The organism is Vibrio breoganii (assembly GCF_024346795.1).
In the GTDB taxonomy this organism is placed as follows: Bacteria; Pseudomonadota; Gammaproteobacteria; order Enterobacterales; family Vibrionaceae; genus Vibrio; species Vibrio breoganii.
In genome coordinates, this window is record NZ_AP024864.1 from 202,936 (window position 1) to 219,872 (window position 16,937).

General features: G+C 45.9%; 13 protein-coding genes. 7 read left to right on the top strand and 6 right to left on the bottom strand.

The features are described from left to right. Positions 1-27 precede the first annotated feature (27 nt). A complete protein-coding gene (locus OCU35_RS00995; RefSeq protein WP_017032916.1) occupies positions 28-1,383 on the bottom strand; it encodes an MATE family efflux transporter in 1,356 nt (451 codons plus the stop codon). A 227-nt stretch (positions 1,384-1,610) separates the two neighbouring features. On the opposite strand from OCU35_RS00995, the gene OCU35_RS01000 reads away from it, so the two are divergent. The 6 genes from OCU35_RS01000 to OCU35_RS01025 all read left to right on the top strand — a co-directional run bounded on the left by OCU35_RS01000 (position 1,611) and on the right by OCU35_RS01025 (position 11,875). Then, positions 1,611-1,901 carry a co-chaperone GroES gene (locus OCU35_RS01000; RefSeq protein WP_017027336.1) on the top strand — a complete coding sequence of 97 codons (291 nt, stop codon included), beginning with the start codon at positions 1,611-1,613 and terminating at the stop codon, positions 1,899-1,901. A 55-nt stretch (positions 1,902-1,956) separates the two neighbouring features. Beyond that, positions 1,957-3,603 (top strand): chaperonin GroEL, encoded by a 1,647-nt coding sequence (gene groL / locus OCU35_RS01005; protein ID WP_017027337.1) that lies wholly within the window; start codon positions 1,957-1,959, stop codon positions 3,601-3,603. Between the two features lie 372 nt (positions 3,604-3,975). Then, positions 3,976-7,854, top strand: coding sequence for a pullulanase-type alpha-1,6-glucosidase (gene pulA / locus OCU35_RS01010; protein WP_261825507.1), 3,879 nt, complete (start codon positions 3,976-3,978; stop codon positions 7,852-7,854). Positions 7,855-7,983: 129 nt separating this feature from the next. Next, positions 7,984-9,420: an ATP-binding cassette domain-containing protein gene (locus OCU35_RS01015; protein ID WP_261825889.1), complete on the top strand. Its 1,437-nt coding sequence runs from the start codon at positions 7,984-7,986 to the stop codon at positions 9,418-9,420. A 106-nt stretch (positions 9,421-9,526) separates the two neighbouring features. Then, the gene (locus OCU35_RS01020; protein ID WP_017027340.1) at positions 9,527-11,113 is read left to right on the top strand and encodes an ABC-F family ATPase; all 1,587 of its coding nucleotides are present in this window, start codon (positions 9,527-9,529) and stop codon (positions 11,111-11,113) included. Between the two features lie 198 nt (positions 11,114-11,311). Continuing rightward, positions 11,312-11,875, top strand: coding sequence for a VC2662 family protein (locus tag OCU35_RS01025; RefSeq protein ID WP_017027341.1), 564 nt, complete (start codon positions 11,312-11,314; stop codon positions 11,873-11,875). A 52-nt stretch (positions 11,876-11,927) separates the two neighbouring features. Here the strand turns inward: OCU35_RS01025 and epmB are convergent, their stop codons facing one another. Continuing rightward, entirely contained in the window at positions 11,928-12,950 is a 1,023-nt protein-coding gene (epmB, locus tag OCU35_RS01030; RefSeq protein WP_102443581.1) for an EF-P beta-lysylation protein EpmB, read from the bottom strand. Positions 12,951-12,983: 33 nt separating this feature from the next. Between epmB and efp the strand changes: the two genes are divergently transcribed. After that, on the top strand, positions 12,984-13,550 hold the full coding sequence (gene efp, locus OCU35_RS01035) for an elongation factor P (RefSeq protein ID WP_017027343.1): 567 nt from the start codon (positions 12,984-12,986) through the stop codon (positions 13,548-13,550). A gap of 82 nt (positions 13,551-13,632) precedes the next feature. Here the strand turns inward: efp and frdD are convergent, their stop codons facing one another. The 4 genes from frdD to frdA are packed head-to-tail and all read right to left on the bottom strand — an operon-like array spanning position 13,633 to position 16,934. Beyond that, the gene (gene frdD, locus OCU35_RS01040; RefSeq protein ID WP_017033095.1) at positions 13,633-13,995 is read right to left on the bottom strand and encodes a fumarate reductase subunit FrdD; all 363 of its coding nucleotides are present in this window, start codon (positions 13,993-13,995) and stop codon (positions 13,633-13,635) included. Between the two features lie 10 nt (positions 13,996-14,005). Beyond that, positions 14,006-14,389, bottom strand: coding sequence for a fumarate reductase subunit FrdC (gene frdC, locus OCU35_RS01045; protein WP_017027345.1), 384 nt, complete (start codon positions 14,387-14,389; stop codon positions 14,006-14,008). After that, a complete protein-coding gene (locus OCU35_RS01050) occupies positions 14,389-15,126 on the bottom strand; it encodes a succinate dehydrogenase/fumarate reductase iron-sulfur subunit (protein ID WP_017027346.1) in 738 nt (245 codons plus the stop codon). The genes frdC and OCU35_RS01050 overlap by 1 nt, the downstream gene beginning before the upstream one ends. After that, on the bottom strand, positions 15,126-16,934 hold the full coding sequence (gene frdA / locus OCU35_RS01055) for a fumarate reductase (quinol) flavoprotein subunit (RefSeq protein WP_017027347.1): 1,809 nt from the start codon (positions 16,932-16,934) through the stop codon (positions 15,126-15,128). Before frdA ends, OCU35_RS01050 begins: the two co-directional genes overlap by 1 nt. Between the last annotated feature and the right edge of the window lie 3 nt (positions 16,935-16,937).

The window sequence follows — 16,937 nt, forward strand, 5'->3', positions numbered from 1 at the left end:
CACCACAGCGATACGTTAACAATAAGCTCAGCCTACGGTTGAGCTTATTTCGTTTAGGGTGTCACGACGAAGCATCAGTGCATACAGATATCCGAAAATCCCCCCTAACACATTGCCCAGTGCGACTCCCACAAACAACCCTGCAATACCCAGCCATTGGCTGCCCAGCCAAGCACATGGCAGGGTGAAGACGAACAAGCGTAAGCAACTCCAAACAAACGCTAGCATAGGCTTGTGCATCGCATTTAAGCTGCTCACCAGCAACATGATGATCCCTTGAAATCCGTAGCTAATTGGCACGCAGACTAAGTACAGCCACAACAAATGACGCACACTCTCTTCTTGGCTAAATAGGCTGGCGAAAGGAACGCTAAGTGGCACCATCATAATGAAGATGAGCAATTGAAATAGGATTGAAAAGCGCATGCACATGAACAGCGCTTTGAAGCTGCGCTCATGATTATTTGCCCCTAGGTTTTGCGCCATAAACGGAGTGAGCACAGAGGTAAGAGCCATTAATACGATCAACAGCAATGACTCTATACGTTGTGCCGCGCCATACGCCGCCACTGCAGCGGTGCCATGGCTCGCAAGTATCATCATCAAAATAGCGGCACTTAATGGATTGAGTGCGTTAGATAGAGCCGCAGGAGTACCGATTTGAAGAATGCTTTTCCAATCGCTAAGTAGCTGCGTTGGCTTAGGCTTAGCGAGCAATTTCACTCGAACAACCAGAAAATAAAAAGCGCCTATCAATGCGGCGAGCCAACTGATGCCACTGGCAATGGCGGCACCTTGTATACCCAATTCAGGGAAAGGGCCAATACCAAATATCAGCAAGGGGTCTAATATGCCGTTGACCACGCCAGCGCCAATCATAATCTTGGCGGGAGTTTTAGTATCACCACAGGCCCTAATAGCTGCATTGCCACTCATTGGTATCACCAAAAGTGGCACTGTCAGGTACCAGACAAACATGTATTGATCTATCAATGGCAGCAGTTGAGGCTCTGCACCTAATAGAGTAAATAGTGGGTCTATAGTCTGCAGTCCAATAAATGAAGCAATACTGACAAGGACGATCGCGAGCAATATGCCATGACTGGAAAAGCGAGCAGCTTGCTCAGGTTGGTTCTGACCTAAAAAGCGACCTACGTGAGTCGATAATCCCATGCCAATACCCATAGTGATGCAGTTCATGGCAAAGGTAACGGGAAAGGTGAAGCTGATGGCCGCGAGCGCCTCGGTTCCCAGCAGGGAGATAAAGAAGGTATCAACCAGGTTAAACATCAAGATAGCTACAATACCCAGCACCATAGGTAGCGTCATTTCACGCAAAACCTTGTTGATAGGAGCAGTTAAAAGGCCGTGTTTATCTTGCATGGAAACTCTGTCGTTCTGGTTGGGCGTTAAGAATACATTGTTACAAGACATTCAACCAGAGAAGCAAGATTCTACCTAAGCAAACTAAGTGCACACTTATATGAAGTTTTTGTAAAAAACTCGCCTCCCACCCTTGGGATCATAGGGATTGCCCCCAACATATTCTTCACTAGCCAAGAAACGGCATTTTATCATTCGTTGGAAAAACACATTAGGAGAATCAATCGATGAATATTCGTCCATTACATGATCGAGTTATCGTTGAGCGTCAAGAAGTTGAATCAAAATCTGCTGGCGGCATCGTACTAACTGGTTCTGCTGCTGAGAAATCTACTCGCGGTAAAATCCTAGCTGTCGGTAAGGGTCGCATCCTAGAGAATGGCAGCGTTCAACCTCTAGACGTTCAAGTTGGTGACACGGTGATCTTCGCTGAAGGTTACGGCACTAAGACTGAAAAGATTGATGGCAAAGAAGTGCTTATCATGTCTGAAAACGACATCATGGCGATTGTTGAATAAGTAACCATTATCTGAATCAACAAGTAAAAAATAGAATTTAGAAAGGAATATAAAAATGGCTGCTAAAGACGTTAAATTTGGTAACGACGCACGAATCAAAATGCTAGAAGGTGTCAACGTTCTAGCTGACGCAGTAAAAGTTACGCTAGGCCCTAAAGGCCGTAACGTAGTTCTAGACAAATCTTTTGGTGCACCAACTATCACTAAAGATGGTGTATCTGTTGCTCGTGAAATTGAACTTGAAGATAAGTTCCAAAACATGGGCGCGCAAATGGTTAAAGAAGTAGCATCTCAAGCAAACGATGCTGCGGGTGACGGTACAACCACTGCAACAGTACTGGCTCAATCTATCATCACTGAAGGTCTTAAGGCTGTCGCTGCTGGTATGAACCCAATGGATCTTAAGCGTGGTATCGACAAGGCAGTGATTGCTGCAGTTGAAGAGCTTAAGAACCTATCTCAACCTTGTGCTGATACTAAAGCTATCGCTCAGGTAGGTACTATCTCTGCAAACTCTGATGTGACTGTAGGTAACATCATTGCTGAAGCGATGGAAAAAGTAGGCCGTGATGGTGTTATCACTGTTGAAGAAGGTCAGGCTCTTCAAGACGAGCTAGACGTAGTTGAAGGTATGCAGTTCGATCGCGGTTACCTATCTCCTTACTTCATCAACAACCAAGAAGCGGGTAGTGTAGACCTAGAAAGCCCATTCATTCTTCTCATCGATAAGAAAGTATCAAACATTCGTGAGCTACTTCCAACACTAGAAGCAGTTGCTAAGGCATCTCGTCCTCTACTTATCATTGCTGAAGATGTTGAAGGTGAAGCGCTTGCAACACTTGTTGTAAACAACATGCGTGGCATCGTTAAAGTTGCCGCAGTTAAGGCGCCTGGTTTTGGTGACCGTCGTAAAGCTATGCTTCAAGACATCGCTATTCTAACTGGCGGTACTGTGATTTCTGAAGAAATCGGCCTAGACCTAGAGAAAGTAACCCTAGAAGACCTTGGTCAAGCTAAGCGCGTTACTATCACTAAAGAAAATTCAACCATCATCGATGGTGCTGGTGATGAAGTGGCTATCAACGCTCGCGTTGGTCAAATTCGTCAGCAAGTAGAAGATGCAACTTCTGACTACGATAAAGAAAAACTTCAAGAGCGTGTTGCTAAGCTAGCAGGCGGTGTTGCTGTAATCAAAGTTGGCGCTGCAACTGAAGTTGAAATGAAAGAGAAGAAAGACCGCGTTGAAGATGCACTTCATGCAACTCGCGCTGCGGTTGAAGAAGGCGTTGTAGCAGGCGGTGGTGTAGCACTTATCCGTGCAGCTTCTAAGCTAACTGAGCTTACTGGTGACAACGAAGAGCAGAACGTAGGTATCCGCGTTGCTCTACGTGCGATGGAATCTCCAATTCGTCAAATCACTAAGAACGCAGGTGACGAAGAGTCTGTAGTGGCTAACAACGTTAAAGCGGGCGAAGGTAGCTACGGCTACAACGCAGCTACTGGCGAATACGGCGACATGCTAGCGATGGGTATTCTTGATCCAACGAAAGTAACTCGTAGCGCACTTCAGTTTGCAGCTTCTGTAGCGGGTCTGATGATCACCACTGAAGCTATGGTAACTGATAAGCCACAAGGCGATGCTCCGGCAATGCCTGATATGGGTGGTATGGGTGGAATGGGCGGCATGCCTGGCATGATGTAATTACATCAAACACCGATAAATAGAAAACGAGAGCTTCGGCTCTCGTTTTTTTTGCTTTAATTTTGGTCATTTAGGATTTCTTTTCGATTCATACAAAATATTTATGAAAAGGCGTAGTTTAGTGGCGTAGTACTGTTTAATTTTAGGAGTAGAAGCTCAGCGTACAAATCATGATCCTGACGCGGTTTTGTAGATATGCAATCCGTGATACTTACTGCAGTTATTCTTATCTATCTGTTTATAAAGAACTTTTAAACTATCGATCACACTCTGTAGTTATCGATTGTTTCTACTATGTTGTTCGACCAAATGACGAAGAGTAGTAAGGAGTCGTCTTCGGTCTAATGTTTTTATTAACTAGTGGAAGGGATTATGGAGTTCAAAATAAATACACTGGCGAAGGCAACGATGCCGATGTTAGTGACGTCAATTCTTTTGATGGGGCATGCGCAAACTAACGCCGCTTTTGCTTCAGACTTGTACGTACCATCTGAAGACGAGGTTGTGGTCTATTACAATCGAGGAACTGCCGATGAGGGAGAGTACCAAGATTGGGGTATGCACCTTTGGAATGGCGAAGGCTGTACCAGCACTGATTTAGAGGCAATGGGCATTAACTCAACAGGGACCAGTTGGGATGAACCCTATCTAGCAGACGGCTTTAACCAAACTTATGGCGCTTACTACATTTTTAAAGTCGACATGAATGCTAGCGATCCTCATGAGTGCATGAACTTCATTTTGCATAAGGGCGATGAGAAAGCCTTTGGCAGCGCAAACCACAAAGCACAGTTAACTCAGCTTGATGATAGCCGCAGTATTTTTGGCTTCCACGGATCTAGCCAGCTTTACTATGAGCCTACCGCTGAACGTCCAATTGCCATTGATGGCCAAAAAGCCCACTGGTTAGATAAAGAGACCATTGCTTGGGAGGATGCCGCAAGTGCTTCTCGCGTCGAACTTAGGTTTTCTCCTACCAATGACATTAAATTAGATGAAGAAAGCAACGAGATCACTGGTGGGCAACCTCATGATCTGACCATTACCGGTGACCTTAGCTCTGAACTACAGCAACGCTTTCCTCATTTGAGTGGCATGACAGCAACAGACATTGATGTTGATGATCAAGAGTTGGCTCGTATCCTTAAAAGTCAGATCGTATTAGTCGCTTACGATAGTCAAGATAAAGTCATGGCTGCGACTGAAGTACAAAAAGCGGGTGTGTTAGATGACGTATTCGTAAACGAAGATGCAGGTAATGCCATTTCTGCAGAGCTGGGTGCCATCGTCAATGGCTCAAGAACGGAATTCAAGCTTTGGGCTCCTACGGCGCAAAACGTGACCTTGCATATCTATAATAAGGTCAAAAAGCAGACTAAGCGTGTTCAGTTGGTTGAGAATCCACAAACCGGTGTTTGGGAATCTGAGCGAGTGAATGGTGTTGTTGGTAAGTACTACCGCTATGAGGTTACCGTTTACCATCCAACCACCAAGCAGATTGAAACTGTGATGGTGACCGACCCTTACTCGTTGAGTGTTTCTACTAATTCTACTTATTCTCAAGTCGTTGACCTTAAGAAAGATAAAAAACTGAAACCTAAAGGTTGGGACAACTACGAAAGACCCGAAACTCCTGTTGGAGAGGATGGTCAGTATTTGGATGAGTATCATGTCTTGTATGAATCACACCTAAGAGACTTTAGCTTTAGTGATACACAAGGCAGTCAGCAACTTAATGGCAAATACCTAGCGCTTACAGAAGCTGAACGAGAGTCAGTCAGCCACCTAAAAGAACTGCAAGGTGCTGGCTTAACCACGCTGCATATCTTACCTGCCTTTGATATTGCTACGGTCAATGAAGCTGAAACTGTAGATATCAACGATACGGTAGGAGAGCTTTGTACGGTAAGACCGAGCGCAGTAGTGTGTGGTACAGAAGACTCATCTCAAACCCTTGAAAGCGTGTTGCAAGGCTATGATCCGACAACGGGCCAGGCGCAGTTATTAATGAATGACTTGCGTGATCTAGACAGCTTTAACTGGGGTTATGACCCATTCCACTACACAGTGCCAGAAGGTAGCTACGCAACTAATGCTGAAGGCACGGCACGAATCGTTGAGTTCCGTGAGATGGTGAAAGCGACTCATGAGATGGACCTTAAGCTTATTATGGATGTGGTCTACAACCACACCAATGCTTCAGGAACCAATGAAAAATCAGTGCTGGATAAGATTGTTCCTGGATATTACCACCGTCTAAATGTAAACACCGGTGGCGTAGAAACCTCTACCTGTTGTGACAATACGGCTACTGAAAACCGCATGATGGGTAAGCTAATGATTGACTCATTAGTGACGTGGGCTGAAGACTATAACGTTGACGGCTTCCGTTTTGATTTGATGGGACATCAGCCAAAAGAGCTTATGGTTGAAGCGCTAGAAGAGGTACGTAAGGTTCGTCCTGATATCTTATTCTACGGCGAGGGCTGGGACTTTGGTGAAGTATCCAATAACGCTCGCTTTACTCAGGCAACGCAATTGAACATGGCGGGGACACAAATCGGTACCTTCTCTGATCGCCTGCGTGATGCGGTACGTGGTGGTAGCCCATTTGATGGCGATGGTACAGGTCTGCGTAAGAACCAAGGCTTTGCCAATGCGGCTTATCCAAATGAGCGTCGCGATATGAGCGAAGAAGAAACCAACAACCTACTGCACAATCAAGACCTTGTGCGCTTGGGGATGGCGGGTAACTTAGCAGACTACGTTATGGTTGATTACACTGGCGCTACCAAGAACGGCAAAGGTATTGATTACAACGGCGCACCTGCAGGCTATACAGAGTACCCTTCAGAGAACATCTCGTACGTTTCTAAGCATGATAACCAAACCTTCTGGGACAACAATGCTTATAAAACGGCGACGGGAATCAACTCAGACGAACGTGCTCGTATGCAAACAGTGGGTATCTCTACTGTGATGATGGGGCAAGGTATTCCATTTATCCATATGGGCTCTGAGCTGCTGCGTTCTAAGTCAATGCAGCGAGACTCTTATGACTCTGGCGATTGGTTTAACCGAGTGAAGTTTGATGGCTCTGATAACAACTGGAATGTAGGTCTACCTCGTGAAGACAAAGATGGTGCTAACTGGGCATTAATCTCTGACATCATTGCAGACACAACTAACGAACCTGATACTCAAGACATTGAATTGGCCAAACAGCAATTTCTTGAATTGTTGAAGATTCGCAGTTCAAGTGACTTGTTCCGTCTTAACTCGAAACAAGAAGTCATGAAGCGCGTCGATTTCCGCAATGTGGGTGAAGAACAAACACAAGGTCTCATCGTTATGTCTATTGATGATGGCTTCTATGCGGGTAAAGACCTTGATCCTAACCTTGATGCAGTGGTTGTGATGATCAATGCGACAGCGGAAGAACAAAGCTTCGAGATTGATAATGCCACTGGCTTCCAGCTGCATGAGGTTCAAGCTAACTCTGCGGACTACATCGTACGAGATGCCTCTTTCTCGGAAGGGACTTTCTCTGTACCTGCACTGACAACCGCTGTGTTTGTTCAGCCTCAGTATGGCGCGCAAGGTGCGGGCTTACCCATCGCTGAGAAAGATCAAGACCTACCACCATTTGGCGCATCAACCGTTTACATCGCGGGTGCCTTTGGCGAGGCGGTATGGGATCCTGCTGGTATCGAAGCACCTTATGCGACAGCTGGTGTATACAGTGTAAAACTAGGGTTGAGTGCAGATACTGGCTACAAGTTCACTCTTGGAGATTGGAACAGTGCAATGGGCTGTGACGGTCAAGACTGCCCATCTAACTTTACTGAGATTGGTATGTATGAATTTGCACTAGATGCGAACGATACGGCGAATCCAGTTGTTCTCGATGCAAGACTGGTCGAGTCTTATGCGGGTAAAGAGTGGTACATCCCTGGCTCAATCTCTGGTGATTGGGACCATTCAGAGGAACGTAAGATGACCTTTGGTGAGCAAGATGGCCTAGTGCTGTTCACTACCGGAGAGCTTACTGCAGGGGAGGCCTATCTGTTCAAATTGACTTGCGGTGACTGGGGGCAGTGTGAGCATGGATTTGCCGACGTGTCTGCTGATGCGGATTCTCTGCCAATCTTTGAGATGGGAGGCAATGTTGCATTTACTCCAGAGGCAACAGGCTCTTATCAAGTCGCGTTCGACTTCTTGCAGAAAAAGGTAATGATTAGCCAGCTGTAACGCAAAGTATCGGCTTTTCTTGTAGAGCGTCACTCTTTTGAGTGGCGCTTTTTTTATATCTAAGCGTGGGCTAGTCATCCGCTTATTTTTCTTGCACACTGTTTTTATTCAGGCAGTTAGGGACGAATGATGCGCATAGATAAACTGAAATACAAACATGGCATGGCTGAGCTATCTGTATCAGATTGGCACATAGAGCAGGGGCAACACTGGGGGATATTCTCTTCACAAAGTCAGTGTTCGGCCTTGATTGTTCAGCTGCTTAGCGGCGAACTACAGCCCACTTCTGGCAGTATTTCCAATGTCCCACAGCCCATTGCCTGCGTCTCTTTGTTACATCAGCAACGCCTGCTTGAAGAAGAGATAGCCAAAGATGAAACCGACTTTCAAGACAGCATCGATTATGGAACAGCAGTAGAACAGCTTATTCTTGAGATGGGCTGCTCTCAAACTGAGCTGGAAGAGATTATACAAAAGACCGATCTTGGCTCATTGCGTCAACGTCAGTTCCGTCAGTTGTCGACCGGTGAAACCAGGCGTGTGATGCTCGCAAGAGCGCTAGTGACTAAGCCGCAACTTCTGATATTGGATGAACCCTATTCAGGTTTGGATATTGAGCATCGGCTCGCGTTGAGTCAATTACTCAATGAGTGTGCGAAGCAGATGCAATTGATTGTTATCACTTCTCGTGAAGATGAATTACCCGAATGTATTACCCATGTAGCGCTATTTGATCACCAATCCCTAACTCAAACGATGACCCTAGACGAGTGGCATAACCATCCGATAAAACAGCACATAAAGAAGCTCTCACTGCAGAAGAGCGGAGGGGTGTATGAGTTGATGGAGTCATATCACCAGCAGCAGTCATTACCAGATCCATTAGTGGACATGAAAAACGTTAAGGTAGAGTACCTTGATGGCCTTATTTTTAAAGACTTCACTTGGCAGGCTAAGGTAGGTCAGCATTGGCAAATACGGGGTCCTAATGGATGCGGAAAGAGTACCTTGCTGGGATTGATCATGGGAGACCACCCTCAATGCTACAGCAACGACATCACTGTGTTAGGGATGAAGCGAGGCTCAGGTGAGAGTATTTGGGATATAAAGAAACAAATCGGTATTGTCTCGTCGGCGCTGCATTTGCAGTATCGAGTTAATTGTAGCGCTCTCGATGTTCTGCTTTCTGGTTTCTTTGACAGTATTGGCCTGTATGAGCAGCCGAGTAAAAAGCAGATACAAGTCGCCCAGCAGTGGCTCAAAGTATTAGAGATGAGTGAGTTTGAGAAAATCGGTTTTAAGAGCCTAGATTATGGGCAACAACGTTTACTCTTGATCGGTCGAGCCTTGATAAAACAACCGGCATTATTAGTACTCGATGAGCCCTATCAAGGCCTCGACTACATCAATCGAAAGCTAGTTTTGTTTGTGTTGAACAGAATCGCGAAAACAAACCTGAGCCAGTTATTGTATGTGACTCATTATGCTGAAGATGCATTAGAGGCCATTGAGCACTTCATTGATTTTGAACCTCAGGCAGAAGGTCATCGATTGATCATTAGTTAGGGCATTGAAGCTGATAAATGTGTGCTCTAGGTCAAACTTTACTGGCTATTTTTCCCGCAAACGAGTACCTTTGCGCGGTTAAATATTTAATGCATAAGGGCCTGCTTTGATTTCCACAGCTAATATCACTCAACAATTTGGTGCTAAGCCACTATTTGAAAACATCTCGGTTAAATTTGGCGAAGGTAATCGCTATGGTCTGATCGGAGCAAATGGTTGTGGTAAGTCCACGTTCATGAAGATCTTAAGCGGTGAGCTTGAGCCTTCTGGTGGTAACGTTAGTTACGATCCGAACGAGCGTGTAGCAAAGCTAAATCAGAACCAGTTTGCTTATGAAGAATTTACTGTAATCGATACAGTGATCATGGGCTACAAAGAACTGTGGGCAGTTAAGCAAGAGCGTGACCGCATCTACTCATTGGCTGAAATGAGCGAAGAAGATGGCATGAAAGTGGCCGACCTAGAGGTTGAGTTCGCGGAAATGGACGGTTACATGGCGGAAGCCAAAGCGGGTGAATTGTTGCTTGCGGTAGGCATCCCTGAAGAGCAACACTTCGGCCTGATGAGCGAAGTTGCTCCAGGTTGGAAACTGCGTGTGCTTCTTGCTCAGGTACTTTTCGCTGACCCGCATATCATGCTTCTTGATGAGCCAACCAACAACTTGGATATGGACACTATCCGTTGGTTGGAAGAGACGCTAAATCAGCGTAACTGCACTATGATCATCATCTCGCACGACCGTCATTTCTTAAACTCTGTATGTACCCATATGGCTGATCTGGATTACGGCGAAATGCGCCTTTACCCAGGCAACTACGATGAGTACATGACGGCGGCTACACAAGCACGTGAGCGTCTGTTATCTGACAACGCGAAGAAGAAAGCGCAAATTGCTGAGCTTCAAACCTTCGTATCTCGCTTCTCTGCTAACGCATCTAAAGCAAAGCAGGCGACCTCTCGCGCTAAACAAATCGATAAGATTGAACTGGATGAAGTGAAAGCTTCTAGCCGTCAAAGCCCATTCATTCGTTTTGAGCAATCTAAAGAGCTATTCCGCAATGCTTTGGTTCTCGAGAACCTGACTCAAGGCTTTGAAGAAGACCTGTACAACAACTTTAACGCTATCTTTGAAGTAGGCGAGCGCGTTGCAATCATCGGTGAGAACGGCGTGGGTAAAACCACACTATTGAATACTCTAGCGGGTGCAATCGCTCCACGCTCTGGTGAGTACAAATGGTCTGAGAACTCGAACATTGGCTACTACGCGCAAGACCATGCCCATGACTTTGAAGAAGACCTTAAAGTATTCGATTGGATGGCACAGTGGCGTCAAGAGGGCGACGATGAGCAGGTAGTACGTAGCTTCCTTGGTCGTATGCTGTTTGGTCAAGACGACATTAAGAAGTCAGTTAAAGTACTTTCTGGTGGTGAACAAGGTCGTATGCTTCTGGGCAAGATCATGATGCATAAGCCAAACATTCTACTTATGGATGAACCAACCAACCACATGGATATGGAGTCAATCGAGTCATTGAACTTGGCGCTTGAGAACTACAAAGGCACCTTGTTCTTCGTTTCTCATGACCGTGTATTTGTAGATTCTTTGGCAACGCGTATCCTTGAGATAAAAGACGGTAAGATCAACGACTTCCGTGGTACTTATGCTGAGTTCTTAAAAGCTCGCGACAAATAAAGCCAACTGATTCTCTATATTTAATGAGCCTCTGCAGAAATGCAGGGGCTTTTTTTAACATAATGATAAGTATACAAAATATCTATGGTTTGCTTGCTGTTTACCCTTTATGTCTTATGCTTATCGAAGTAGCACCTTTCGGCGACTCGACGCCATGGTGTATGTGTATGTCGGAAAAAATAAGAGATGGATTTTATAATGAAAAAACTATTATCAGTATTAGCAGTGGCAGCAGCAGTGGCATCTCCAGTGGCACTCGCTGAAAGTTCTCCAGTGATGTTTTCTTCACTCAATGGCTTCAATGCACCAGCCTCAAATGCAGTGGGTGGTGTTCGTTTGGCTGTATTGCACGGTAAAGTTCAGCAGGTTAAGGGGGTGGACTTCTCTTTAGTGGGTATGTCTGAAACAGATACTACAGTAGGTTTAAACTTTGGATTGTTCTTTGGTGCGTCCAAGGTAAATCAACAAATGAGTGGTGTCTCTCTGGGTATATTTAACTGGAATACCGGCAACGCAACAGGCATCAACGCAGGTACTGTGAATGTCATCAATGATGTGAAAGGTTTGAACTTAGCTGCTGTGAACTATGCAACAGGACACACGGTTGCTGATGTTGCATTTGCAAGTGTTTCAGAAAGCTCAAATTTCCAGTTAGGCTTCTTCAATATGACTGAGAAGATTGACGGTGTGCAGATTGGTATTATTAACTGTGCGAGCAATGGCTTCTTGAAGTGTTTCCCAATCGTTAACTTCGCGAAGTAGTTACAATGACACTAAAGCCCCTGATGGATGAGCTTCATCAGGGCTTTTTTGATCACTCAAGATGCAGATCAAGGGGGGTCTTGCTGTCTCTACCGCCAATCTCTCGGGTCAGTGACGGCACAAGATAGCCGGAGACCTCTTTCATTAAGCCTGCCATCAATGCTTTTGCTTTCTCATCACTAATGTAAAAGTGTGCTGCGCCCTGTACCTTGTCCAGTACATGCATATAGTAGGGCAGAATACCGACCCCAAAGAGTTGCTCGCTCAGGCTCTTCAGTATCGATACATCATCATTGACCCCTTTTAGCATGACCCCTTGATTAAGAAGAGTGACATTGCTCTGTTTCAACTTGGACATAGCAGTAGCAAACTCAGAGTTGATCTCATTGGGGTGATTAAGGTGAGTCACCAATACCGTGTTGAGTCGAGTTTCTTTGAGCATTGCGCACAAGGCTTCTGTGATTCGGCTGGGAATCACAACAGGCAAGCGTGAATGAATACGCAGAGTGCGAATATGCTCTATCTTCTCTATCTCTTGCACAAGCCACTCTAGCTCGTGGTCTTTAGCCATTAATGGATCACCACCGGATAAGATTACTTCATTGATCTCAGGATGTTGCGCTATGTAGTCGAGGTTCTGTTGCCAGACTGACTTAGAGCCCTTGTTATCAGAGTAGGGGAAGTGTCGGCGAAAGCAGTAGCGACAGTTAATAGCGCAACTTCCCTTTAGAATAAGTAACACTCGATTCTTGTATTTGTGCAGCAGACTTGGCTGCTGATTATCCTGTTCTTCGAGTGGATCTGTGGTAAACCCATCCACCTGTGCAAACTCTTCAACAACAGGTAAAACTTGCTGCAAAAGAGGGTCATTGGGATTGCCTTTTTCCATTCTCTCGACAAAGCTTAGAGGCACTCGCTGGGCAAAAAGTTTGCGCGCTGCGAAACCATCAGCATAATGTTGGGGGTCAATTGCTAGCATTGAGAGCAGTTCAGCTGGATCTGAGATCCCATTCGCCAGTTGTTGTAACCAGTTTTGTTCAACAGATAAGGCTTTTTGGGTTATTATATGCGGCATTAAAACTTACTCTAAGAATCTAAAGAGGAAAAAATGGCTACTGTAAGTACCAATGAATTCAAGGGCGGTTTAAAGTTCATGCTCGATAACGAGCCATGCACTATCCTAGAAAACGAATACGTTAAGCCTGGTAAAGGCCAAGCCTTCAACCGTGTTAAAGTTCGTAAACTACTGTCTGGCAAAGTTCTAGAAAAGACATTTAAGTCTGGTGAAAACGTAGAACTGGCTGACGTTCTGGATATCGACCTAGATTATCTATATTCGGACGGTGAATTCTACCACTTTATGAACAATGAGACATTCGAGCAAATCGCTGCTGACGTGAAAGCCGTGGGCGAGAATGCTAAGTGGTTGGTTGAGAACAACACTTGTATGATCACATTGTGGAACGGTAACCCTATCGTTGTTACTCCACCAAACTTTGTAGAGCTAGAAGTTGTTGAAACTGATCCTGGCCTAAAAGGTGATACTCAAGGTACTGGTGGTAAACCAGCTACATTGACTACAGGTGCTGTAGTTCGTGTGCCTCTATTCATCCAAATTGGAGAAGTAGTTAAGTGTGATACACGCTCTGGCGAATACGTTGGACGTGTAAAGTAATCACTGATTACAAAGCATAAAAAAGGCCGCTAGTTCATAGAACAGCGGCCTTTTGTTTATCTAGTGGTTATCTAGGGTTTTCTTAAATCATGAATACAAACACGATAGCCAGACCACTTAGGAAGGCTGCAGTGAAGTAAACGGCAACCTTGCCAGCAACACCCGTGTGTAGCTTAAGGTCGTGCATTCCATGATGTAGACGGTGCATTGCATGCCACATAGGGAGCGCAATAGTACCAATCACGAATAGGCCGCCAATAATAGTGGTTACAAAGCTAGAGACTCGCTCATAACTCATTGCTTCAGCATCAATAATGCCTAGTGGTACTAAGATGCCCAGAACAAATACGGTTACTGGAGTGATCATGGCAAACCATGAACCGCCGGCACCAAACAGTCCCCACCATACGGGTTCGTCTGAACGTTTAGGGTTTCGATTAATCACATTCGACTCCTTATACAATGATGAGAACAACAAGAGAAATAAAGGCTACAGCAGCCCACTGAGCAAGTACGATAGTTTTCTTGTCTATCGCCTTACCCTTGAAGCGCATTGGCATAACCTGCGGCATCATATTAAAGAAGGTATGAGCATGAAACAGACTGCCTGCCAACGCTAAGATATTGATTAGAATAACGATAGGGTGGCTCATGAAGTCTAACCACGTTGCCCAAGCGTCTGGACCTTTAACCAAGGCACCCAATCCAAAGGTAATGAACAGGGTAAACAGAATCAAAGGCAGCACCGTTGCCTCTCGCAGCATGTAGAAACGGTAGAAAGAGTGATCCTTCCACCATGTACGCTTCATCTCGCGAACATAAGGTTTACGATTACTCATTACACATCCTCCGGCTTCAACATGGCGATGACAAAGTCTTTTGAAGATTCAATCTTGCCTTGGTTTACTGCACCTGCAGGATCAACGCTCTTCGGACACACTTCCGAGCAGTAACCGACGAAAGTACAGCCCCAAGCGCCGTTGTCACCATTGATTAGTTCCATACGCTCTTGTTTACCATTGTCACGGCTATCTAAGTTGTAGCGGTGAGCGAGGGTAAGAGCAGCAGGACCTAAGAAGTCAGGGTTTAAACCAAACTGAGGGCACGCTGCGTAGCAAAGGCCACAGTTAATGCAGGCTGCAAATTGCTTGTAGCGAGCCATTTGCTCTGGGGTTTGGATGTTTGTGCCATCTTCTGGTGTGCGGTCATTACCAATGATGTAAGGCTTGATGGCTTCAAGGCGCTCAATGAATGGCGTCATATCAACAATTAAGTCTTTCTCGATTGGGAAGTTAGCCAGTGCCTCAATTTTCAAGCCATCTGGGTATTCACGCAGGAAGGTCTTACAAGCAAGCTTTGGCACCTGATTAACCATGATTCCACATGAGCCACAAATTGCCATACGACAAGACCAGCGGTAGGCAAGGTCTTTATCTAGGTGATCTTTGATGTAACCCAGAGCGTCAAGCACTGACATGGTTTCATCAAATGGCACCTCGAAGGTTTGGAAATACGGTTCTGAGTCTTTCTCAGGATCGTAACGGAGAATGTCTACTTTCTGAATACGAGCTGGCATTACTGTTGCTCCTCCGCGTTGTTCGCTGCTTTCTCTGCCGCAGCTGCTTCTTCAGCCGCCGCGCCATACAAGCGAGCTTTTGGTTGCGATTTGGTAATGGTCACTGAGCTGTAGTCAATGCTAGGTGCACTCTGCGGCGTGTAGTAGGCCAGTGAGTGTTTCAAGAAGTTCTCATCATCTCGCTCAGTACAACCTTCATCAAGGCGCTGGTGGGCACCACGAGACTCTTTACGCAGCAAAGCAGAGTGAGCCATAGCTTCTGCCACTTCTAGGCCGTAGCCCACTTCAATGGCGTATAGAAGGTCAGTGTTGAATACCTTGCCTTTATCTTTAATGCTAATTTTCTTATAGCGCTCTTTTAGCTCAGAAAGCTTGTCGATGGTTTCTTGCATTAGGTCTTCACTACGGTAAATACCACAGCCAGATTCCATTGCATGGCCCATTTCAGTACGGATAGTTGACCAGTTTTCGTCACCGTCTTGTGTCATTAGCGCTTGGATGCGAGCTTCAACGAGTTCGACTTGAGCTGTAATAGCATCATCATCCCAGCCTTGGAATTCGCTAGCACGTTTAACGGCTTCTTCACCGGCAACACGACCAAATACCACGAACTCAGCCAGTGAGTTTGAACCAAGACGGTTTGCACCGTGCAAGCCAACGGAAGCACATTCACCCACCGCAAATAGACCCTTGATGCGCGTTTCGCATTTAGGGTTCGTTTCAATACCACCCATGGTGTAGTGAACAGTAGGACGGATAGGAATGGGTTCTTTTGCTGGGTCTACGTTGACGTAGGCTTTAGAAAGCTCACAAATAAATGGCAGGCGCTCTTGCAGGTACTCCTCGCCCAAGTGGCGAAGATCAAGATGCACAACATCTCCCAATGGGTGTTTGATAGTGTTGCCTTTTTGCTGCTCATGCCAGAATGCTTGCGAGACTTTATCGCGAGGGCCAAGCTCCATGTATTTGTTTTTAGGCTGGCCTACAGGGGTTTCTGGGCCCATGCCGTAATCTTGTAGGTAACGGTAGCCATCTTTGTTCACTATGATGCCGCCTTCACCACGACAACCCTCGGTCATCAGGATGCCCGTACCAGGAAGACCTGTTGGGTGATATTGAACGAACTCCATATCACGCAGTGGTACGCCGTGGCGGTATGCCATGGCCATGCCGTCACCTGTGACTATGCCGCCATTGGTGTTGGTATGATAAACACGACCAGCGCCACCCGTTGCGAGAACAACAGATTTAGCCTTAATCGTTACCAGTTCGCCTTCCGCCATATGAATAGCCACTAGGCCTTGAACTTCACCTTCGACTACAAGCAGGTCAACCACAAAGTACTCATCGAAGCGTTTGATTTGCGGGTACTTTATAGAGGTTTGGAATAGCGTATGTAGCATGTGGAATCCGGTTTTATCTGCAGCAAACCAAGTTCGCTCAACCTTCATACCACCAAAGCGGCGCACGTTTACTTCGCCGTTTTCTTTGCGGCTCCACGGGCAACCCCATTGTTCCATCTGGATCATTTCGCGGGTCGAATTCTCTACAAAGAACTCAACAACATCTTGTTCGCAAAGCCAGTCACCACCACCAACAGTATCGTTGAAGTGATTGTCTAAGCTATCTTCTTCTTTAACGACGGCAGCAGAGCCACCTTCAGCCGCTACAGTGTGCGAGCGCATTGGGTAAACCTTGGAAATTAAAGCAACTTCCAAATCAGGGTTCGCTTCAGCTGCTGCGATAGCAGTTCGAAGACCGGCACCCCCTGCGCCGATGACCGCGATATCTGTGTGTAGTACTTTCACAGT